The sequence below is a fragment of the Paludibacillus litoralis genome, assembly GCF_037646705.1.
Lineage (GTDB): Bacteria > Pseudomonadota > Alphaproteobacteria > Rhodobacterales > Rhodobacteraceae > Pikeienuella > Pikeienuella litoralis.
The window spans coordinates 404,091-423,526 of sequence record NZ_JBBHER010000005.1 but is presented as its reverse complement, the minus strand read 5'-3'; the positions used below and the strand labels follow the sequence as shown (position 1 = coordinate 423,526).

The 19,436-nt window shown below is 70.1% G+C and carries 19 protein-coding genes; 13 read left to right on the top strand and 6 right to left on the bottom strand.

From position 1 onward, the window contains the following. Positions 1-445: 445 nt before the first annotated feature. Together WG921_RS11155 and WG921_RS11150 are read right to left on the bottom strand one after the other, a co-directional pair. Complete coding sequence (locus WG921_RS11155) at positions 446-1,396, bottom strand: acetamidase/formamidase family protein (protein ID WP_340109308.1); 951 nt, start codon at positions 1,394-1,396, stop codon at positions 446-448. Between the two features lie 10 nt (positions 1,397-1,406). After that, positions 1,407-2,342, bottom strand: a complete 936-nt coding sequence (locus WG921_RS11150; protein WP_340109307.1) for a ketopantoate reductase family protein — start codon at positions 2,340-2,342, stop codon at positions 1,407-1,409. Positions 2,343-2,493: 151 nt separating this feature from the next. Here WG921_RS11150 and WG921_RS11145 point away from each other — a divergent pair, with 151 nt between their 5' ends. From WG921_RS11145 to WG921_RS11115, 7 genes are all read left to right on the top strand, one after another. Continuing rightward, complete coding sequence (locus tag WG921_RS11145) at positions 2,494-3,957, top strand: xylulokinase (RefSeq protein WP_340109306.1); 1,464 nt, start codon at positions 2,494-2,496, stop codon at positions 3,955-3,957. 72 nt (positions 3,958-4,029) lie between these two features. Then, positions 4,030-4,971, top strand: a complete 942-nt coding sequence (locus WG921_RS11140) for an ABC transporter permease (protein WP_340109305.1) — start codon at positions 4,030-4,032, stop codon at positions 4,969-4,971. A 40-nt stretch (positions 4,972-5,011) separates the two neighbouring features. Continuing rightward, entirely contained in the window at positions 5,012-5,956 is a 945-nt protein-coding gene (locus WG921_RS11135) for a sugar ABC transporter substrate-binding protein (protein WP_340109304.1), read from the top strand. Between the two features lie 57 nt (positions 5,957-6,013). Continuing rightward, positions 6,014-6,808 (top strand): ATP-binding cassette domain-containing protein, encoded by a 795-nt coding sequence (locus WG921_RS11130; RefSeq protein ID WP_340109303.1) that lies wholly within the window; start codon positions 6,014-6,016, stop codon positions 6,806-6,808. Positions 6,809-6,812: 4 nt separating this feature from the next. Further along, positions 6,813-7,736, top strand: a complete 924-nt coding sequence (locus WG921_RS11125; RefSeq protein ID WP_340109302.1) for a nucleoside hydrolase — start codon at positions 6,813-6,815, stop codon at positions 7,734-7,736. A 139-nt stretch (positions 7,737-7,875) separates the two neighbouring features. After that, positions 7,876-10,539, top strand: a complete 2,664-nt coding sequence (gene alaS, locus WG921_RS11120) for an alanine--tRNA ligase (protein ID WP_340109301.1) — start codon at positions 7,876-7,878, stop codon at positions 10,537-10,539. Further along, complete coding sequence (locus tag WG921_RS11115; protein ID WP_340109300.1) at positions 10,536-10,823, top strand: DUF1330 domain-containing protein; 288 nt, start codon at positions 10,536-10,538, stop codon at positions 10,821-10,823. The genes alaS and WG921_RS11115 overlap by 4 nt, the downstream gene beginning before the upstream one ends. A 26-nt stretch (positions 10,824-10,849) precedes the next feature. On the opposite strand, the gene WG921_RS11110 is transcribed toward WG921_RS11115, so the two are convergent. Further along, positions 10,850-11,596: an MBL fold metallo-hydrolase gene (locus WG921_RS11110; protein WP_340109299.1), complete on the bottom strand. Its 747-nt coding sequence runs from the start codon at positions 11,594-11,596 to the stop codon at positions 10,850-10,852. 194 nt (positions 11,597-11,790) lie between these two features. Here WG921_RS11110 and WG921_RS11105 point away from each other — a divergent pair, with 194 nt between their 5' ends. Continuing rightward, complete coding sequence (locus tag WG921_RS11105) at positions 11,791-12,429, top strand: hypothetical protein (protein WP_340109298.1); 639 nt, start codon at positions 11,791-11,793, stop codon at positions 12,427-12,429. Between the two features lie 93 nt (positions 12,430-12,522). Here the strand turns inward: WG921_RS11105 and WG921_RS11100 are convergent, their stop codons facing one another. Next, positions 12,523-12,978 carry an Lrp/AsnC family transcriptional regulator gene (locus tag WG921_RS11100; RefSeq protein ID WP_340109297.1) on the bottom strand — a complete coding sequence of 152 codons (456 nt, stop codon included), beginning with the start codon at positions 12,976-12,978 and terminating at the stop codon, positions 12,523-12,525. Between the two features lie 116 nt (positions 12,979-13,094). Here WG921_RS11100 and WG921_RS11095 point away from each other — a divergent pair, with 116 nt between their 5' ends. Next, positions 13,095-13,307, top strand: coding sequence for a DUF6356 family protein (locus tag WG921_RS11095; protein ID WP_340109296.1), 213 nt, complete (start codon positions 13,095-13,097; stop codon positions 13,305-13,307). A 6-nt stretch (positions 13,308-13,313) separates the two neighbouring features. Here WG921_RS11095 and WG921_RS11090 read toward each other — a convergent pair whose 3' ends face one another. After that, entirely contained in the window at positions 13,314-13,991 is a 678-nt protein-coding gene (locus WG921_RS11090; RefSeq protein WP_340109295.1) for a 5-formyltetrahydrofolate cyclo-ligase, read from the bottom strand. 168 nt (positions 13,992-14,159) lie between these two features. Between WG921_RS11090 and WG921_RS11085 the strand changes: the two genes are divergently transcribed. Beyond that, positions 14,160-14,858 (top strand): ATP12 family chaperone protein, encoded by a 699-nt coding sequence (locus tag WG921_RS11085; protein WP_340109294.1) that lies wholly within the window; start codon positions 14,160-14,162, stop codon positions 14,856-14,858. Between the two features lie 18 nt (positions 14,859-14,876). Here the strand turns inward: WG921_RS11085 and WG921_RS11080 are convergent, their stop codons facing one another. Then, a complete protein-coding gene (locus WG921_RS11080) occupies positions 14,877-16,115 on the bottom strand; it encodes a LysM peptidoglycan-binding domain-containing protein (protein ID WP_340109293.1) in 1,239 nt (412 codons plus the stop codon). A gap of 156 nt (positions 16,116-16,271) precedes the next feature. Between WG921_RS11080 and WG921_RS11075 the strand changes: the two genes are divergently transcribed. The 3 genes from WG921_RS11075 (at position 16,272) to WG921_RS11065 (ending at position 19,436) form a co-directional block, all read left to right on the top strand. Then, a complete protein-coding gene (locus tag WG921_RS11075) occupies positions 16,272-16,751 on the top strand; it encodes a PaaI family thioesterase (RefSeq protein ID WP_340109292.1) in 480 nt (159 codons plus the stop codon). 329 nt (positions 16,752-17,080) lie between these two features. Next, a complete protein-coding gene (locus WG921_RS11070; protein ID WP_340109291.1) occupies positions 17,081-18,097 on the top strand; it encodes an amino acid ABC transporter substrate-binding protein in 1,017 nt (338 codons plus the stop codon). Positions 18,098-18,200: 103 nt separating this feature from the next. Next, the gene (locus WG921_RS11065) at positions 18,201-19,436 is read left to right on the top strand and encodes an amino acid ABC transporter permease (protein WP_340109290.1); all 1,236 of its coding nucleotides are present in this window, start codon (positions 18,201-18,203) and stop codon (positions 19,434-19,436) included.

Sequence of the window (19,436 nt, the reverse complement as noted above, 5' to 3'; positions counted from 1 at the left end):
TCAAATACGCGCCATGGTTGAGCATCGGCCCCTCTTCCACCCCTCTCGAGCCAGCCCACAAACGAGCCGGACAGCCATCGCGCTATGCAAAAGAAACCTCCCGCAGTCAACCGGGAGAGCGGGGAGGGGCCCCGCCGGGCGCCGCCGGCGGCGGCGCTGGCGGGGGCCGCGCCGCGGCGGGCCGCCGGAGGGCGCGCGCGGCGCCTGATATGCGGCAAGTTTTTGATTAAATGGAGTTATCAGCGCGGCGCGGCGCGCGCGGGGGAGCGGGCGGGCGACGGCGCCGGCCCGGTTTAGGCGCGGGGCGGATCGGCGGCCGGGATGAGGAGGGCGGGCCGGCGTCTCCGGCGGGCGAGGGCGCGCCCGGCCCGCGCCCAGCCGTCAGCCCCGCCACCCCAAACGGTTGTCCGGCGGGGTCGATCCGGGCCCCGGCGGGGGCGGGCGCTCACGAATCGCGGCCTCCGCCGGCGAGCGTCTTCTCCAGCATGCAGTGGACGCCTTTCGCGCCGTTCACGGTCTGGGTGATGCGAAGATCCGCCGCGAGCGAGCAGAGCGTGTAGGCGTCCTCCGGCCCGAGCCCGGCGGTCTCCCCCAGCAGCGCGATCATGTCCCGGAGCGCCATCACCGCGCACTGGTCGAGATCGGGGTCCATGCCCATGGTGATGAGATGGGTCTCGGTCTCCGCGCGCGGATAGGCGAAGCCGAGATCCTTGCGGAGCACGAACTCGAAATCGCCTTCGAGCGCGGTCTCGATCGCGGTGACGTTGACCTCGCCGTCGCCCTGCGCGCCGTGGCCGTCCCCGCAGGAGAACAGCGCCCCCTCGACCATGACCGGGAGATAGAGCGTGGCGCCGGGGCCGAGCTCCTTGTTGTCGAGGTTGCCGCCATGCGCGCGCGGGATCAGCGTGGTGATCCGCCCCCATTCCGGCGGCGGCGCGACGCCCATCACCCCGAAAAACGGCCGCAGCGGCAGATCGAGCCCCCAGGGCAGCCGGGCGGTCTTCGCCTCGAGATCGAGCGGGATGGTGAGATGGCGCGGCTTGGGAAAATCGTCCTGCAGCGTCCCCATCAGCGGCTTGATGAAATTATAGCCCCAGTCCTGCCGGAACCGGATATCGCCGATCCTGACCTCGAGCACGTCGCCGGGCCGCGCCCCCTCGACCCGGATCGGGCCGGTGAGGATATGGCCGGGGGTCATCCGCTCGGAGCGGGCGTGAACCTCGAGAAGCTCGGGCGGGACGTGAAAGCCGTCCGGCGGCAACACGTCCGGGCCGCCGGAGATCGACGCGATCGTCACCCGGTCGCCGCTCCGGATCGTGAGGGCGGGGGGGATCGTCGCCTCGAAAAACCCCCAATGGCAGGTCTCGACGCTCGGTTTCAGGTGATGATGGGTCATCGGCGGCTCCTCATGCGCCGGCCCAGTCCTGCGCGCGGCGGATTTCATAGGCGACGAGGTGGCTGTGCGCGAGCGCGAGATAGGGGGTCCTGACCTCGTTCTCCTTGGCGAGGCCGATCAGATGGCCGATGATATGCTCGCTCTCCGTCGGCGCCCGGCGCTCCACGTCGCGCATCATCGACGCGGTCGATTTCGAGTCCTCGTCGAACAGCATCCCCCGGCAAGAGGCGACGGCCTCCATTCCGGGTTTGCGCCCTTCCGACGCCGCGATCGCGGTGGTCTCGGCGAGGAGCCCCTCGATCAGCGCGCGGCCCTCTGGCGTCTTGAGAATGACGCCGACGCTGGCGCGCATCAGGCAGGTCGCCGCGGCGATGCTGGCGAGGAACACGTATTTGTCCCACATCGCCTGCACCACGGCGGGGGTGTGGATCGCGTTCACCGTGGTCCCGGAGAAGGCCGCCTTCAGCGCGTCGCAGGCCGGGGACTGGCCGCCGTCGAGCCGGCCGAAGCGGATGTCGTTCAGCCGGTTCATGTGGATGATCGCGCCGTCGTCCCGGAGAGTCCCGCCGATGTGAACCGCGCCGCCGAGGATCTTCTCCTCGCCGAATTTCACTTGCAGGTAATCGAGATGCGAGATTCCGTTGAGAAGCGGAACGATGAGCGTGTCGGGGCCGACATAGGGCGCGATATCCGCCGCCGCCGCCTCCAGGTCATAGGCCTTGCAGGTGAGGATGACGATGTCGAAAGGCGCCGCCTTCTCTCCGGCGGTGATCAGGTTCGGCTCGATCTTCAGGTCGCCGAGCGGGCTGACGACCTGAAGCCCGTTCTTCTTCAAGAGGTCGCGCCGCTTCGGGCGGACCAGAAAGGTGACGTCCGCGCCGGCCGCCGCCATTCGCGCCCCGTAATATCCGCCGACCGCGCCGACCCCCAGAACCAGATACCGCATCGCATTCTCCTTCGCTTGCGGCGGGAGAGTTTCGCCGCGCCGCGCGCATGTCAATGACGCCCGGTTGTTTTCAAGCGCCGGGTTTTGAGATATCCGCCATCTCCGCGACGGCGGCGTGAAAAGCGCGGCGCCGGGCCGCCGGGGGGCTGCGATGAAGCAAACGGTTCTCGCCTGCGATCTGGGCGGCGCGACCTTTCGCGCCGGGCTGGTGGACGCCGCCGGCGCCGTCACGGCCTTCGCCGCCGAGCCGAGCGGGAGCGCCGCCCATGAGCGCGCCCCCGAGGACTGGTGGCGCGGGCTGGAGCGCCTCGTCGCCGCGCTGGCGGAGCGGGACGCGGAGGGGCTGAGCGCCGTCGCCGCCGTGGCGATCACCGGCTTCACCCGGACCCAGGTCCTGCTCGACGCGGCGCTGCGGCCGGTGCGCCCGGCGATCATGTTTTCCGACAGCCGCGCCGAGGCGCTGATGGAGGAGATCCGCGCGCGCGCGCCCGCCGCGCATCCGGAGACGGCGGGGCTGAACGCGTTCCACCCGCTCGCCCGGCTCTTCTGGCTCGGCCGGCGTGAGCCGGACCGTCTGGCGGCGGCCGTCGCGGTGGTGGACCCGAAAGATTATCTCAACGCGATGCTGACCGGGCGCGTCGTCAGCGACCCGATCTCCGCGGCGCGGCTCTCCGCCTCGGCAGGCCTGTTCGGCGCGCTCGGGCTTCGCGGCGATCTCGCGCCGGAGATTCTGGCGCCGGGCCGGATCATCGGGCCGGTCCGCGCCGACGCGCCGGGCGCGCTCGGGCGGCTGGCGGGGGCGCCGGTGGTTTCCCTCGCGCATGACACATGGGCGGCCGCGCTCGGCCTCGGGGCGATGCGGGCGGGGCGCGCCTATGACCTCTCGGGGACCACCGAGGTCTTCGGCGTCTTCTCGCGCGAGCCCGCCGCCGCGGACGGGTTGATGAGCGTCGCCTGGGGGCGGGGGGCGCATCAGCTCGGCGGGCCGAGCCAGTGCGGCGGCGACACGCTGCTCTGGGCGCTCGGCCTCCTCACCGGTGGCGCGGTCGCGCCGGGCGAGGCGGGCGCGGCGGCGGCGCGGATTCTGGCGGGGCCCCGCAGCGAGGCGCCGCTTCTTTTTCTGCCCTATCTCAACGGCGAGCGGACGCCCTGGTGGGACCCGGCGCTCCGCGGCGGCTTCATCGGCCTCGACCGCGCGCACGGGCCGGCCGATTGCCTTTACGCGGTGATGGAGGGCGTCGCCTTCCTGAACCAGATCGTGCTGGAGCGAGCCGAGGCCGCGATCGGGCGGCCCGTCTCCGAGATCCGCTTCGGCGGCGGCGGCGCGGCGAGCCCGGTCTGGGCGCAGATCAAGGCCGATATCTGCGCGCGCCCGGTGCTGACCACCCGCGCGGCGGAGCCGGGGCTGATCGGTTGCGCCGCGGCGGCGCTGACCGCGCTCGGCCGCTTCGCGTCGCTGGACGCGGCGCAGGACGCCATGGTCGCGATCCGCCGCCGCCACGCGCCGGACGCCGGAGCCCGCGCGCGCTATGAGCGGCTCCGCCCGCTCTTTCTCGCGGCCCATCATGCGCTGGCGCCGATCTCGGCGGCGCTCGGGCGGAGCGGGGCGCCCTGAAATCGGGCTTGCGGCGCGGCGCCGCTTCGTGGATGCAAGGCCGCTGAGTGCGGCGAAGATGGCGGACCCGGAATGCGACGCGTGATCGAGACCTATGGAACCGCAATCGCCGGCGCGGCGATGATCCTGTTTTTCGTGATCTTCGCGCCGAAATTCGCGACGCCGTCCAATCTGGCGAACGTGCTGAAGGACACCAGCTTTCTCGCCATACTGGGGCTCGGCTTCACGCTGGCGCTGGTGGTCTCCGAGCTGGATCTCTCCATCGCCGACGTCGCCAGCCTCGCCGCCGTCGCCTGCGGCGCGCTGGTTCATGGCGGCTGGCCGCCCGTCGTCGCGGTCGGCGCGGCGCTGGCGATCGGCTGGGCGGCGGGGGCGTTCAACGGCTTCGGCGTCACCCGGTTGCGCATTCCGTCATTGATCATGACGCTTGGAGTCGCGGCGGTGGCCAAGGGGCTCGGCTACATGCTGACCCAGGGCGTCGCCTTCGTCGGGCGCTGGCCGGCGGAGTTCACCGGCATCGCCCGCGGCGCGGTCTTCGGGGTGCCCTATCTCGTGCTCTGGATGCTCGGCTGCGGCGCGCTCGCCTATGTCCTGATCGGCTGGACCCGGACCGGCGCCCACATGAAGGCGACCGGCGAAGCGGTGGAGGCGGCGCGCCTCGCCGGAATCCGGACCGCGCGGATGAAGCGGCTCGGCCTCACCCTCTCCGGGGTGCTGGCGGCGGTGATGGCGGTGCTGCTCGCGGCCAGCCTCTCCTCGGCCGCGCCGAGCATGGCGGGGGATTATTTCCTCTACGCGATCGCGGCCGTGCTTCTCGGCATGACGATGTTCCGGCCGGGCCATCCCAACGTTCCCGGCACGCTCTTCGCCGCCTTCGCGCTCAAGGTGCTCGGCAACGGCCTCGTCCTCCTCGGCGTCGCCTATTACTGGCAGGACATCATCCTCGGCCTGATCATCATCGGCTCGGTCGCGTTTTCGGCCAGCGTGACGAAGAAGGTGGCGTTCACGGTGTGACGCCGCGTAAAACCAGACCCGACAACAGGAGGTTCAAGCGATGACGACATGGAGAACTCTCGCCGGCGGCGCGCTCGCGCTCCTTCTCGGCGCGACAGCGGCGGGCGCGTTCGAGATCGGAGTGATCGGCTTTCAGTTCTCGTCCGAGACCCACGCCCGCGTCGCCAACGCGGCCGCGGCGGCGGCGGAGGCGAAGGGCTGGGACGTGACGCTCCTCAACTCCGAAGGCGCGCTGCCGAAACACGCCGAGCAGTTCGACGCGCTGATCGCCAAGGGCGTCGACGCGATCATCGTCGCCATGGGCAAGCCGGTCGAGGCGGACGCCCAGTTCCTCGCGGCGAAGGAGGCCGGGGTGCCGGTCGTCACCGTGCAGTCCGGATCGAGCCCGCACGCGCTGCTCGAGGTGCAGAGCAACGAATATCAGGTCGGCGCCGAGGCGGCGCTCTATCTCCTCGGGCGGATGGGCTATCAGGGGAACCTGCTGGAGTGCCGCTTCGAGATGAACGTCGCGACCCGGATCCGCGGCAAGATCCTCGATCAGGTTCTCTCCGAGAACACCGGCGTCGCCGTCGCCGGCGCCTTCTCGATGGCGCGCACCAAGAGCTGGCGCGACGAGGTCCGCAGCGGCATGCGGGCGCTCCTGCTGCAGAATCAGGGCGAGATCGACGGCGTCTGGGCCTCGTTCGACGGGCAGGCCTACATCATCGACGATCTGCTGGTGGCGGAAGGCGTGAAGAAGGGCGAGATCCCGCTCGTCTCCGTCGATGGCGGCGAGGAGACCTACCGCCGGATCGCCGACCCCGAGAGCACGCTGCTCGCCAGCGTCTCGATCCCCTACGAGACGATGGGCGAGCGGGCGGTCGATGTGATCGACCGGGTCGTGGTCAAGGGCGAGCCGGTCGAGGAGATCGCCGCCGGCCCCTATCTCTTTGTCGATTCGGTGCTGGTCGATCAGAGCAACGTGGCGGATTTTCTGCCGAAATGACCTCTCTCGCCGGGCGCGGCCGGTTCCGCGCCCGGCCCATCCCCGGAGCCGAGCGCCATGTTCGATGAATCGCCCGCCCGCCGCCCGCTGCTCGAACTGACCGGAATCGGCAAGAGATACGGCGCCGTCACCGCGCTCGAATCGATCGATCTCGCGGTGATGCCGGGCGACGTGCTGGCGATCTGCGGCGACAACGGCGCCGGCAAGTCGAGCCTGATCAAGATCATCTCCGGGGCGGAGCCGCCGACCGCCGGCGCCATGACCCTGAACGGGGAGGCGGTCTCGTTCCGCTCGCCGCATGACGCGCTGACCAAGGGCGTCGCCACCATCTATCAGGATCTCGCGCTGGCGCCGCGGCTCTCGATCCATGAGAACGTCTTCATGGGGGCGGAGCTCCGGCGAAGCGTCGGGCTTCCCTTCATCCGGATCCTGGACAAGCCGCGGATGGCCCGCGAGGCGCGCGGCTATCTGGAGCGCCTCGCGGTGAACATCGACGACATGCGCCGCCCGGTCGAGGGGCTCTCCGGCGGCCAGAGGCAGGCGGTGGCGATCTCGCGCGCGCTGCTCTGGGACGCCGGGATCATCATCATGGACGAGCCGACCGCCGCGCTCGGCGTGAAGGAGACCGCGCAGGTGCTCGGCCTGATCGCCCGGCTGCAGGCCGAGGGGCGCACGATCATCCTCGTCAGCCACAACATGGTCGACGTGGCGAAGGTGGCGACGCGGGTGGCGATCCTCAAGGCGGGCCGCAAGGTGGCCGACCGGCGCGTCGCGGGGCTGACGCCGGCGGATCTCAGCGAGATGATCATGACCGGCGAGCGCGGAAAGGCCGACGAAAGTGGAAAGGGCTGAGCGCATGCGCCTTCCCGTCATCATCGACACCGATCCGGGGCAGGACGACGCGGTGGCGATCCTGCTGGCGCTGGCGTCGCCGGAGCTGGATGTCCGGGCGATCGTCACCGTCGCCGGCAATGTCGATCTGGCGCGGACCACCGCCAACGCGCTCCGCGTCGTCGAGCTGGCGGGGCGGGAGCGGGTTCCGGTCCACGCCGGCGCCGACCGGCCGCTTCTCTTCCCGCTCGAAACCGCGAGCGCGGTCTGCGGGCCGGACGGGCTGGCGGGGGCGGGGCTGCCGCCGCCCGCCGGCGCCCCGGCCAGCGGGCGCGGCGTCGAGGCGCTGATCGCGGCTCTCCGCGACAGCCCGGAGAAGCTGACGATCTGCGCGCTCGGCCCGCTCACCAACATCGCGCTGGCGCTCCGGCTCGCGCCCGACGTCGCCGGGCGGATCGAACGGATCGCGCTGATGGGCGGCGCGCGGGATCTCGGCAACGTGACGCCGGCCGCGGAGTTCAATTTCCATGTCGATCCGCACGCCGCCGCCATCGTCTTCGGCGCCGGGGTTCCCATCGTCATGTTCGGCCTTCAGGTCACGCAGGCCGCCGTCCCGACCGGGGCCGAGCTCGAACGCCTCGCGGCGCTCGGGACCGCGTCGGGGCGCGCGGTTCACGGCATGATGGCCCGGCCCCGCGCCGGGCGCCCCGGCCCGGGCGCCTATCCGATGCACGACCCCTGCACGGTCGCGTGGCTGCTCGCGCCGGAGCTTTTCTCGGGGCGCGATTGCTTCGTCGAGATCGAAACCGGCCCTGGCCCGCTCCGCGGCCGCAGCACGATCGACTGGAACGGCGCGCTGAAGCGGGATGCGAACGCCCATGTCGTCGGCTCCCTCGACGCGCGCGGGGTCTTCGCCCTCCTGACCGACAGGATCGCCCGGCTTCGCTGACCCGAAGCGGGGGCCGGGCCCGCGCCCGCCATCCGGCGCGCGGCGTCCTGTGGACAGCGCACCCTCCGCTCGCTAGAACGCCGATCCGGTTCAGAGAAGTGGCGCGGCCCGCGTGCGCCGCCGAGGGAGCAAGCGGCAGATGGTCAGTCTCAACGAAATTCGGTCCACCTTCTTCGACTATTTCGAGAAGAACGGCCACACCCACGTCCCGAGTTCGCCCCTCGTGCCGCGGAACGATCCGACGCTGATGTTCACCAACGCCGGCATGGTGCAGTTCAAGAACGTCTTCACCGGGCTTGAGCATCGCGACTACAGCCGCGCCGTGACCAGCCAGAAATGCGTGCGCGCCGGCGGCAAGCACAACGACCTCGACAATGTCGGCTACACCGCCCGCCATCACACGTTTTTCGAGATGCTGGGGAATTTCAGCTTCGGCGACTACTTCAAGGAGCAGGCGATCCCGCTCGCCTGGGATCTCCTCACCAAGGAGTTCGGCCTGCCGAAGGAGAAGCTCCTCGTCACCATCTATCACGACGACGAGGAGGCCGCGCGGATCTGGAAAAAATACGCCGGCCTCTCCGACGACCGGATCATCCGGATCGCGACCTCGGACAATTTCTGGTCGATGGGTGCGACCGGCCCCTGCGGGCCCTGCTCGGAGATCTTCTACGATCACGGGCCGGAGGTCGCCGGCGGCCCTCCGGGCAGCCCGGAGGAGGACGGCGACCGGTTCATCGAGATCTGGAACCTCGTCTTCATGCAGTATGAGAGCCACGAGGACGGCTCGCGCACCGATCTGCCCAAACCCTCGATCGACACCGGAATGGGGCTGGAGCGGATCGGCGCGGTCCTGCAGGGCAAGCATGACAATTACGACACCGACCTCCTGCGGAGCCTGATCGAGGCCTCCGCCGCCGCGTCGGGCGTCGCGCCGGACGGGCCGGGCAACATCCATCACCGGGTGATCGCGGACCATCTCCGGTCCACCAGCTTCCTGATCGCCGACGGCGTGCTCCCTTCGAACGAGGGCAGGGGCTATGTGCTGCGCCGGATCATGCGCCGGGCGATGCGCCACGCGCATCTTCTCGGCGTCGAGGCGCCGCTGATGCACCGGCTGGTGCCGGCGCTGGTGCGGGGAATGGGGCAGGCGTTCCCCGAGCTCGGCCGCGCGCAGTCCATGATCGAGGAGACCCTCGCGCTGGAGGAGACCCGGTTCCGCAAGACGCTGGACCGCGGGCTCGGCCTGCTGGAGGAGGCGGTGGAGACGCTGCCGGAGGGCGCGGCGCTGCCGGGCGAGACCGCGTTCCGGCTCTATGACACCTACGGCTTTCCGCTGGACCTGACCGAGGACGCGCTCCGCGAGAAGGGCCGCGCCGTGGACACCGCCGGCTTCGACGCCGCGATGGCTGAGCAGAAGGCGAAGGCCCGCGCGGCCTGGGCCGGCTCCGGCGAGGCCGCCGACGCCGCGATCTGGTTCGACCTCGCGGAGGCGCACGGCGCCACCGAATTCCTCGGCTACGAGACCGGGACCGCCGAAGGCCAGATCCTCGCATTGGTGCGCGAAGGCGCCGAGGCGACGTCCCTCGCCGCCGGCGAGACCGGCGCGCTGGTGCTGAACCAGACCCCGTTCTACGCCGAGAGCGGCGGCCAGGTCGGCGACAGCGGCGAGATCCGCACCGATTCCGGCGCCGCGCGCGTCACCGACGTGAAGAAGATGCAGGGCGTCTTCGCGCATATGATCGAGGTGACCGAGGGCGAGATCCGCGTCGGCGCCGGCGCGGAGCTGGCCATCGACGGCGCGCGCCGCGCCGCGATCCAGGCCAACCACTCCGCGACCCATCTCCTGAACGAGGCGCTTCGCGGCCATCTCGGCGCGCATGTGGCGCAGCGCGGCTCCCTCAACGCGGAGGACCATCTCCGCTTCGATTTCAGCCACGCCAGCGCGATGACCCTTGAGGAGATCCGCGCCGTCGAGCGCGAGGTGAACGCCTATATCCGCCAGAACGCGCCGGTGACCACGCGCCTGATGACGCCGGACGAGGCCCGCGCGCTCGGCGCGCAGGCGCTGTTCGGCGAGCGCTACGGCGACGAGGTGCGCGTCGTCTCCATGGGCGAGCGCCCCGAGGGCGAGACCGGGCCGACCGGGCGGATCTATTCGATGGAGCTTTGCGGCGGCACTCATGTCGGCGCGACCGGGGAGATCGGGCTTTTCGTCATCACCGGCGAGGCCGCGTCCGCCGCCGGCGTCCGGCGGATCGAGGCGCTGACCGGGGAGGCCGCGCTCGACTATCTCTCGGCGCGCGACCACGCTCTGTCGGAGGCGGCGCTGACGTTGAAGACCCGCCCCGAAGAGGTGGCGGCGCGGGCGCGCGCGCTCCTCGATGAGCGCAAGGCGCTTCAGGCCGAGATCGCGGAGCTGCGCAAGACCATCGCGCTCGGCGGCGGCGGCGGCGCGGCGCCCGAGACGCGCGAGATCGGCGGCGTGACCCTGCTGGCGCAGACGCTGAGCGGCGTCTCGCCGAAGGATCTGCGCGGGCTGGTCGACGAGATGAAGGCCCGCATCGGCTCCGGCGTCGTGCTGCTGGTCGCGGATTCCGGCGGCAAGGCCGCGGCCGCGGTCGGCGTGACCGAGGATCTGACCGGGCGCGTCTCCGCCGTCGATCTGGTCCGCGCGGCGTCGGCGGCGCTCGGCGGCGCCGGCGGCGGCGGGCGGGCGGATCTCGCCCAGGCCGGCGGCGCCGATCCCTCGAAGGCGCCCGAGGCGATCGCCGCGGTCGAGCGGCTGCTGGAGGCGGTGAAATGAAGGCCTACTGGATCGCCCATGTCGAGGTGACCAACCCCGACCTCTACGCGAAATACGCCGGGATCGCGACCGAGGCGATCGCCGCGCATGGCGGCGAGTTCCTCGCGCGCTCGGGCCGCCACCGGCAGCTCGAGGGCGCCGAGCGCGCGCGCAACGTCGTCGCCGTCTTCCCCAGCTTCGAGGCGGCCTGCGCCTGCTATGACAGCCCTCGCTATCAGGAGGCGCTGGTCTTCGCCAGACAATCGTCGAAGCGCGACCTCGTCGTCGTCGAAGGGGTGAGATAGGCGCCGGTCAGGGCGCCCGGCCCGCGTCAGTCGTACCAGCCGCCCATCTCCACCTCGATTCCCGGGCCGACCAGGCGCGCGAACGCCGCCGGGTCCTGCGTGCCGCCGTCCCGGCCTCGGTAGTGATAGGGATAGACATGGCGCGGCGCGAACGCCGTCACCGCGGAGGCGGCGGCGGCGGCGTCCATCGTGAACGGCAGGTTCATGCAGACGAAGGCGATGTCGATCCGCTCCAGCGCGCGCATCTCCGGGATATCCTCGGTGTCGCCGGAGATGTAGACCCGCCGCCCCGCGAGATCGAGCACATAGCCGTTGTCCCGCCCCTGGGGGTGAAACTTCATCCGCTCCGGCGTGGTGTTGTAGGCGGGAACGGCGCCGATGCGGAACCCGTCATGTTCGGCGGTCTCGCCATTGGCCATGGCGGCGGCGCGGGCCTGGAGCGGGGCCGGCAACATGCCGTGAACCGCCGGATTGGTGATCAGCCGCGTCTTCTCGCCGAGGAGCGCGGTCAGCGTGTCCGGGTTGAAATGGTCGCCATGCTCATGGGTGACGAGGATGAAATCGGGCGCCGGAAAGGCCGCGTAGGCGCCCGGCTCGCCGACCGGATCGACGTGAAAGACCCCGGCCGGAGTCTCCATCACGAAGGACGCGTGCGCGACCGGACGCACGGCGATCTCGCCGCCCTCGGCGGCGAACGCCCCGTTCGCGGCGCGCGCGGCGCAGGGAATGGCGGCGGCGGCGGCGGCGATGAAATGGCGTCGGGACAGGGTCATCGGGCTTCCTTTCGGCAAGGCGGTGAGCGGCGGATTCTCTGGATCGACGGATGGATCAACTGTGAGTTGTAATTTGCGTTTACCCGATAATTAAATCGACATTGAATGAATTTTATCCTATTTCACCGAAATGTGTAAGCGGGACGTGTGGCGCTCCGCGGAATGAAGTCGACTTTGCTTTTGGGGAATCCAGCATGAACGTCTCTCTCAAGACCGCCGCGCTTGCGGCCGGCCTCCTCGCGCTTCCTTTCACGGCGAGCGCCTTCACCATCACCCAGGCCAACGTCACCGCGACCGGCGATGTCGCCGACGGCGTCGCGGCGCCGGCCTCGCGCTTCGACGTCGACAACATCTATGACGGCGACACCGCGAGCTTCTATTCGCTCGGCGACGGCGGCAGCCTGACGATCGACGTCAGCCCGCTCACCCTTCTCAGCCCGGCGACCGTGCTCGAGGTCACCTTCGGCACGCCGAACTCGGCGTTCCCGGAATCGGCGCAGGTGTTCTTCGGCGCTGATCTGGCCGGCGAGCTGTTCAACGACGGCAGCTTCTCCTCGGAGAGCGGCTTCACGATCAGCAACCCGTCGAGCGGCGCGAACGGCGCGGCGTTCGAGATCGCTTTCTCGGGCGGCCCGTTCTCCTCGCTGACCTTTCTCGACACCACGATGACCAACTTCGCCGGCAGCTACAACGCCAACAAGGTGACGGACGGCTTCGACATCGCCGAGATCAGCGTGAACGCGGTTCCGCTTCCGCCGGCGCTGGCGCTGTTCTTCGCGCCGCTCGCGCTGCTCGGCCTGATCGGCGCCCGCCGCCGCCGCGCCGCCGCCTGAGCGGTCGCGCGGGCCCAGGCTCGCGCTCAAGACAGACCAGCCCCCCGCGCGGCGCGCCCGCGCGGGGGGTTTTTGCGTCTGGCCGCGCGCGGGTCAGAGCGGGAGCGCCGTGGTCTCCTTGATCTCCTCCATGACGAAGCTGGCGGAGACGTCGGCCATCGGCACGCGCCGGATCAGGCGCTGATAGAGCGCGTCGTAATCGGAGATGTCGGCGACGCGGGCCCGAATCAGGTAATCCAGATCGCCGGTCATCCGATAGGCGCCGATGATCTCATCCATGTCCCGGACCGCCTTCGCGAACCGCTCCAGCCAGTCCGGCTCATGCGCGCTGGTGCGCACCGCGATGAAGACCTGAAGCCCGCGCCCCACCGTCTCCGGCGCCAGCAGGGCGACGCGGCGCCGGATGATCCCGGCCTCGTCCAGCCGCTTCACCCGCCGCCAGACCGCGTTCCGCGACAGGCCGATCCGGGCGCCGAGCTCCTCGAGCGGAAGCGCGCAATCGCGTTGCAGCTGGCGCAGGATTCGCCGGTCTATTTCATCAATATCCATCAGACGCGCAGTATCATGGGAAATATTCTCGATCTCAAGCCCGATCGCCCTGAGAATGGGAGGAACGCCTGCGCCGAACCGGGCATGATCGCCTCCGCACCCGGATGGAGACCTGAATGAGCCGCATCGTCACCCTTTTCACCGCGCACCCCGCGTCCGTAGATGAAACCTTCGGCGAGCATTTCATGTTCGCGCTGAAATTCTCGGGGATGCTGTTCGCGGCGGCGGGCGCCGCGCTGGTCCATTCGATCCTGCCGTTCCTGTTCCAGAAGACGGCGAGCCGGATCGTGGCGCGGCTCTACGAGAAGACCCATAACCGCGGCGCCTGAGCGCCGCTAGCCGACCGGCCCGTCCTCGGTCAGGATCTCGTCCATCGGGATGTCGTAGCTCTGCGGATAGATCGTGGCGATCGCCTGCGCCGCATAGCCGACGCCGATCAGCCGGGTCCCCTCCGGGGCCGCGGCCATGGTCCGGTCGTAATAACCGCCGCCATAGCCGAGCCGATAGCGCTCCCGGTCGAAGCCGACCACCGGCGAGATGACGATGTCGGGCGCGATCTCCGGCCCCTCAGACGGGATCGGAATGTTCCAGACCCCGCGCTCCATCGCCGCGCCGGGCCGCCAGGGCCGGAAGATCAGCGGCGCCGCCTTCTTCACCACCACCGGCAGCGCGCAGGCGCCGCCCCGCGCGATCACCCGCTCCATCCAGCCGCGCAGATCGGGCTCGCCCCGGAACGGCCAATAGGTGGCGACGGTCTTGCCGCGCACATCGCCGAGCGCCGCGTCGAGCGCCGCGCCGATCCGCGCGTCGAAGCCGCGCCGCGTCTCGACCGAAAACGCGAGGCGAAGCGCGATCAGGCGCTCCCGCTCCGCCTTCCGCCAGCGCGCCACGTCGCGGCGCGCCTGCTCGTCGGTCACGGTGAGGCCGGCGTAGCCGGGGTCGATCTCATGCATGAAACAGGGCGGCGAGGCGTAGCCGACGGGAGAGTCGAGATCATCCGGTTCATCCGCCATCATGCGGTCCTCCTGCGCGCGCGAGTCGCGGGACGGTGAATCTTTTGCGCCCTCTTGTCCAGCGGGGCGGGTCAGAACGTGATGGCCCGCGCGCCGGCGCGGGTTTCGCCGCCCGCCGGCGGCCTGTATGTGTCCGGGCGCGCGTATGATGGAGCGAAGAGGACTGGCGTGAAACGATTCTACAAGATTGCGGAGGCGGCCCCGGCCGAGGCCGGATGGACGGTGACGCTGGACGGCAGGCCGATCCGCACCCCGGCGAAGGCGGGCTTTTTCGCCCCGACCCGCGCGCTCGCCATCGCCGCCGCCGAGGAGTGGATGGCGCAGGAAGAGCGCGTGAACCCGGCCGAGATGCCGATCACCCGCGCCGTCAACACCGCCATCGACCGGACCGGGCCCGAACATGGCGCGGTGGTCGAGATCGTCGCCGCCTATGGCGGGACCGACCTCGTCTCCTACCGGGCGGAGGCGCCGGAGGCGCTCCGCGCGCGCCAGGCGGCGGCCTGGGACCCGCTGGTGGACTGGGCCGCGTCGACGCTGGACGCGCGGCTGGTGGTCACCACCGGGGTGATGCCGACGCTCCAGCCCGAGGACGGGCGGCGCAACCTCGCGGCGGCGGTGGCGGCGCATGACGCCTTCCGCCTCACCGCGCTTTACGACCTCACCGCGCTCTCGGGCTCGCTCGTCATCGCGCTGGCGGTGGCGGCGGGGCGGCTCCCGGCGGCGGAGGGCTGGCGCGCGAGCCGGATCGACGAGACCTGGCAGGAGGAGCAATGGGGCAGGGACGCCGCCGCCGCCGAGATCGCGGCGCGAAAGGAGCGGGACTTTCTCGCCGCCGTGCGGCTCCTCGCGCTGCTGGACGACGCCTGATCCCGCGCCGGGCCCGACCTAGCGCCGGGCGCTCCGGCGCGCATGCGCGGTGAGGCCGCGCCGGACGATCTCCAGCCAGGTTCCGTCCTCCCGGATCCGGCGAAGCCCCTCGTCGATCCGCGCGAGCGCCGCGTCGGCGCGCGGATTGTCGGCGGCGCTCACGGCGTGAAGCGTCGCGGCGGCGGCGAGCTGCGGCTGCTCCGCCACCTCGTCATGGGCGGAAAGCCGGCTCAGCGCCTGATCCGCGACCGGGGTGGCGACCACGACCACATCGACCTCGTTGTCCAGCAGCATCGCGAAACAGGCCTCCGCCGTCGCCGGCGTCTTCAGCGCGATCGCGGGCGGGGTGAGCCCGGCCTCGTCCATCATGAAGGTGGAGAAGCCGGCCGGCCGGCAGAACCGGCGGCCCCTGAGCGCCGCGTGCGTCGCCGGCGCGGCCTCCGCGGCGCGGGTGTAATAGCCGACCACCTGCTCGAAGAGCGGCGCCGACCAGGCCAGCTGGGCGCAGCGCGCGGCCTCCGCCGCCGCCAGCGTCGCCGCGCGCCCGCAATCGGGGCGAAGCCACGCGATCGAGAGATCATAGGCGTGATCGGCGAGGAGCGGGCGGAGATGCGCGGCGCGGTCGTTGATGAAATCGATGCGAAACCCGTCCTCGCCGATCTCGCGCGAGAGCGCCGCGCTCAGAATCTCCGCGATCATGCCGCCGCCGGGAAGGGCGCTGTCGAGGAACGGCGCCCAGCCCGTGGCGGCGAGGATCAGGAGCGGGCGCGCCGGCGCCGGCGGGGCCGGGGCGGCGGCGCTCTCGGGCGCAGGCGCCTCGGCGCCCTCCGGCGCGTCGGATCCGGCGCTGGCGGCGCCGTCCAGGGGGGCGTCGTCCAGGGCGGCGCCGGGCATGGGCGCGGGCGCGGGCCCGCCCATCGGCGGCTCCTCCCGCGCGTCCGGCTCGGTTGGCGTCGGCTCGGGAGCGGAGGGGAGCGCGGATGGCGCCTCGGCGCCGTCAGCCTCCGGGTCGGGGCAGGGGATCCGCAGCACCATCCCGACTTCGATCAGCGAGGAATCGCGGCCGATCACGGCGCGGTTGACCTTGTAGAGCGGATAATAGGACGCCTCCGGCCCATAGACCTCGGCGGCGATCTTTTGCAGCGTGTCGCCCCGCGCGACGGTGTAGGGCTGACCGCAGACCGGCGTGTCGGCCGCGGCGAACGGCGCGGAGGCCGCCAGCAGACCGGCGGCGAAGATCGGCGCGCTGAGACGCATCGGTGGCTCCTCGATCCTGTGAACGGCGCGGAGAATGGGCGAGCGGGCCCCCGGTTTCAAGCGCGCGCCGCGCCCATGGCCGAAAGCCGCCCCAAGGCTTGCCACGCCGGGCGGATTGGTGGGAGATACCGGCCCGGCAATCGTTCAGGAGCCGTCATGAGGCAGTCACCGCAAGCGCCCGCCGCCCGTTTCGATTCGGACGTTCTGCGCCGCATGAGCGGTCTCGAGTTCATCCGCGGGATCATGGAGGGCGCCGTCCCCCCCGCGCCGATCGCGGCGACGCTGAATTTCAATCTGGTCGAAGCGGAGGCGGGGCGCGTCGTCTTCGCCGGCGCGCCGACCTTCGAGACGTACAACCCGATCGGCTCGGTCCATGGCGGCTGGTTCGGCACGCTTCTCGACAGCTGCATGGGCTGCGCCGTGCAGACGATGCTGCCGGCCGGGCGCGGCTATACGACCCTCGAATACAAGATCAACATCCTCCGCGCCGCCACGATCTCCACCGGGATGATCCGCGCGGAGGGGACCGCGATCCATGTCGGCCGGCGCACCGCGACCGCCGAAGGGCGGATGATCGGCGAGGACGGCAAGCTCTACGCGACCGGGACGACCACCTGCCTCGTCTTCGAGATCTAGCGCCGCCGCAGGGCGCGGGCGCCCGGCGCCGCCCGGCCCTCATCACAATCTTGAGAGCCGCGAATCCGGCCCGGCCCCGCGCGCCCATGCGCGCGCCGCGCCGCGCCGCGCGCAACCTCAGGGCCAGACGCGCTCCGGCGCTTCCTTCCGTGATTGCGCGGAGCGCCGAAAGTAGCGGTCTTCTCCGGCGCCGGGGCGCGAACGCCTTGACGAGGCCGTCTCAGGATGCATGACTCGTGTGGATCGACCAGATCAGTGTTATGCTACATTGGCTGGACGGCCTTTGCCGCCCATTACAGCGGCCATGTGACAACAGGGAAGGTTTGACCATGAAAACTACTTACGTATTAGGCGCGCTGGCGGTCGGAGCGCTCGCGGCGGGCGCGGCCTCCGCGGCCACGCTCGACGACGTCAAGGCCGCAGGCGTTCTGAGCTGCGGCGTCACGCCGGGGCTCGCGGGCTTTTCCGCGCCGGCCGCGGACGGCAAATGGGGCGGCTTCGACGTCGCGTTCTGCCGCGCCGTCGCCGCCGCCGTTCTCGGCGACGCGGAAAAGGTCAAATTCGTCCCGACGACCGGCAAGACCCGCTTCACCTCGCTCGCCTCGGGGGAGGTGGAGCTTCTGGCGCGGAACACCACCTGGACCTTCAGCCGCGACACCGATCTCGGCTTCGAGTTCATCGGCGTGAACTACTATGACGGTCAGGGCTTCATCGTGCCGAAGGCGCTCGGCGTCACCTCCGCGACGGAGCTGGACGGCGCGACCGTCTGCATCCAGACCGGCACCACGACCGAGCTGAACCTCGCGGATTTCTTCCGCGCCAACAACATGAGCTATGAGCCGGTCCCGATCGAGACCAACGCCGAGGCGCAGCAGAAATACCTCGCCGACGCCTGCGACGCCTACACCACCGACGCCTCCGGCCTCGCGGCGACCCGCGCCACCTTCGAGAACCCGAAGGACCATATCATTCTCCCGGAGATCATCTCCAAGGAGCCGCTCGGCCCGCTGGTGCGGCACGGCGACAATGAATGGGGCGATATCGTCCGCTGGACCCTGAACGCGCTGATCTCCGCCGAGGAGTACGGCGTGACGCAGGCCAATATCGACGACATGAAGGCGAACTCCCAGAACCCGGAAGTCCGCCGGATGCTCGGCGTCGAGGGCAATCTCGGCGAAATGATCAGGATGGACTCCGACTGGGCCTATCGCGCGATCAAGGCGGGCGGCAATTACGGCGAGATCTTCGCTCACAATCTCGGCCCCGACACCGCGATCGGGCTGGAGCGGGGGCTCAACGCGCAATGGACCGATGGCGGCATTCTTTATTCGCCGCCGTTCCGTTGATCGCCGCGTGACGATGATGTGATCGGGGGGCGCGCTTTTCAAACAAAGGCGCGCCCCTTGTGCTATATAGAAAAAAAGAAGCTTGGCCTGATAGGGAGGCCTTATGTCATTATCCGCCTCGGAACCGCAGAAAGCCGGTTTCCGTTTAAGTCAGCTCATCTATGACACCCGCTACCGGTCGGCGACGATTCAGGTGGTGGCGATGTTCGCCTTCATGCTGGCTGTGGGCTGGGTCGTCAGCAACGCGATCCAGAATCTCGCGGCCCTCGGCAAGACCTTCAGCTTCGGCTTTCTGTTCGAGACCTCCGGCTACGACGTCAATCAGCGGCTTCTGGAGTACAGCTCCCAGTCGACCCATGGGCGCGCGGCCGTTCTCGGCATCCTGAACACGCTGGTCCTGGCCGCGGCGGGCTGCGTCACCGCGACGATGCTCGGCGTTCTCGCCGGGGTCGGGCGGCTCTCGAAGAACTGGATCGTCGCGCGGCTGATGACCTTCTATGTCGAAGGTTTCCGCAACGTGCCGGTGCTGCTCTGGATCATCATGATCACCGCGGTCGTGAACGAAAGCCTGCCCTCGCCCCGCGCCTATCGCGGCGAGGAGACCGGCGCCTTCGTCCTGACCAATCGCGGGTTCTATGTTCCGGAGCCGATCTTCTCGCGCGGCCTCGGCGACCTCGATCTGGGGCTGTTCAAGATCTCTCTCGACCTGATGGCGATCATCGCGGTGCTGCTGGCCGGGCTCTATCTCGCGCGGCGGATCGGCCGGGCGGCCGACGCCAAGCAGGCCGCGACCGGGGTGCGCCCGCACGTCTTCTGGTACCGGGCCGCCGCGATCTTCCTGCCGCTGATCGCCTATCTGGTCGCGGTCGGGTTCGAGCTGAAATACCCGGAGCTGAAAGGATTCAACTTCCAGGGCGGAACCTTCTTCCGCGACAGTTTCATCGGTCTCTGGCTGGCGCTCTCGCTCTACACCGGCGCCTTCATCGCCGAGAATGTGCGCGCCGGCATCCAGGCGGTGCCGCACGGGCAGAGCGAAGCCGCGTTCGCGCTCGGTCTGCGGCCGGGGCGGACGATGAAGCTGGTGATCCTGCCGCAGGCGACGCGGGTGATCGTCCCGCCGATGATCTCGCAATATCTGAACCTGACGAAGAACACCTCGCTCGCCATCGCGGTCGGCTACATGGACGCGACCGGCACGCTCGGCGGCATCACGCTGAACCAGACCGGGAAAGAGATGGAGACGTTGCTCCTGCTGATGGGGTTCTATCTCGTGATCTCGCTTTCGATCAGCTTCGTGATGAACGTCTACAACGAACGCATGAAGCTGAAGGAGCGGTGA

Bases quoted from the DNA above. Each gene is read 5' to 3' on its own strand.
- WG921_RS11155 (WP_340109308.1), bottom strand. From the start codon at position 1,396: ATGACCCATCATCACCTGAAACCGAGCGTCGAGACCTGCCATTGGGGG.
- WG921_RS11115 (WP_340109300.1), top strand. From the start codon at position 10,536: ATGAAGGCCTACTGGATCGCCCATGTCGAGGTGACCAACCCCGACCTC.
- WG921_RS11125 (WP_340109302.1), top strand. From the start codon at position 6,813: ATGCGCCTTCCCGTCATCATCGACACCGATCCGGGGCAGGACGACGCG.
- WG921_RS11070 (WP_340109291.1), top strand. From the start codon at position 17,081: ATGAAAACTACTTACGTATTAGGCGCGCTGGCGGTCGGAGCGCTCGCG.
- WG921_RS11105 (WP_340109298.1), top strand. From the start codon at position 11,791: ATGAACGTCTCTCTCAAGACCGCCGCGCTTGCGGCCGGCCTCCTCGCG.
- WG921_RS11065 (WP_340109290.1), top strand. From the start codon at position 18,201: ATGTCATTATCCGCCTCGGAACCGCAGAAAGCCGGTTTCCGTTTAAGT.
- WG921_RS11140 (WP_340109305.1), top strand. From the start codon at position 4,030: ATGCGACGCGTGATCGAGACCTATGGAACCGCAATCGCCGGCGCGGCG.
- WG921_RS11130 (WP_340109303.1), top strand. From the start codon at position 6,014: ATGTTCGATGAATCGCCCGCCCGCCGCCCGCTGCTCGAACTGACCGGA.
- WG921_RS11090 (WP_340109295.1), bottom strand. From the start codon at position 13,991: ATGGCGGATGAACCGGATGATCTCGACTCTCCCGTCGGCTACGCCTCG.
- WG921_RS11110 (WP_340109299.1), bottom strand. From the start codon at position 11,596: ATGACCCTGTCCCGACGCCATTTCATCGCCGCCGCCGCCGCCGCCATT.
- WG921_RS11150 (WP_340109307.1), bottom strand. From the start codon at position 2,342: ATGCGGTATCTGGTTCTGGGGGTCGGCGCGGTCGGCGGATATTACGGG.
- WG921_RS11095 (WP_340109296.1), top strand. From the start codon at position 13,095: ATGAGCCGCATCGTCACCCTTTTCACCGCGCACCCCGCGTCCGTAGAT.
- WG921_RS11135 (WP_340109304.1), top strand. From the start codon at position 5,012: ATGACGACATGGAGAACTCTCGCCGGCGGCGCGCTCGCGCTCCTTCTC.
- WG921_RS11145 (WP_340109306.1), top strand. From the start codon at position 2,494: ATGAAGCAAACGGTTCTCGCCTGCGATCTGGGCGGCGCGACCTTTCGC.
- WG921_RS11075 (WP_340109292.1), top strand. From the start codon at position 16,272: ATGAGGCAGTCACCGCAAGCGCCCGCCGCCCGTTTCGATTCGGACGTT.
- WG921_RS11100 (WP_340109297.1), bottom strand. From the start codon at position 12,978: ATGGATATTGATGAAATAGACCGGCGAATCCTGCGCCAGCTGCAACGC.
- WG921_RS11080 (WP_340109293.1), bottom strand. From the start codon at position 16,115: ATGCGTCTCAGCGCGCCGATCTTCGCCGCCGGTCTGCTGGCGGCCTCC.
- alaS (WP_340109301.1), top strand. From the start codon at position 7,876: ATGGTCAGTCTCAACGAAATTCGGTCCACCTTCTTCGACTATTTCGAG.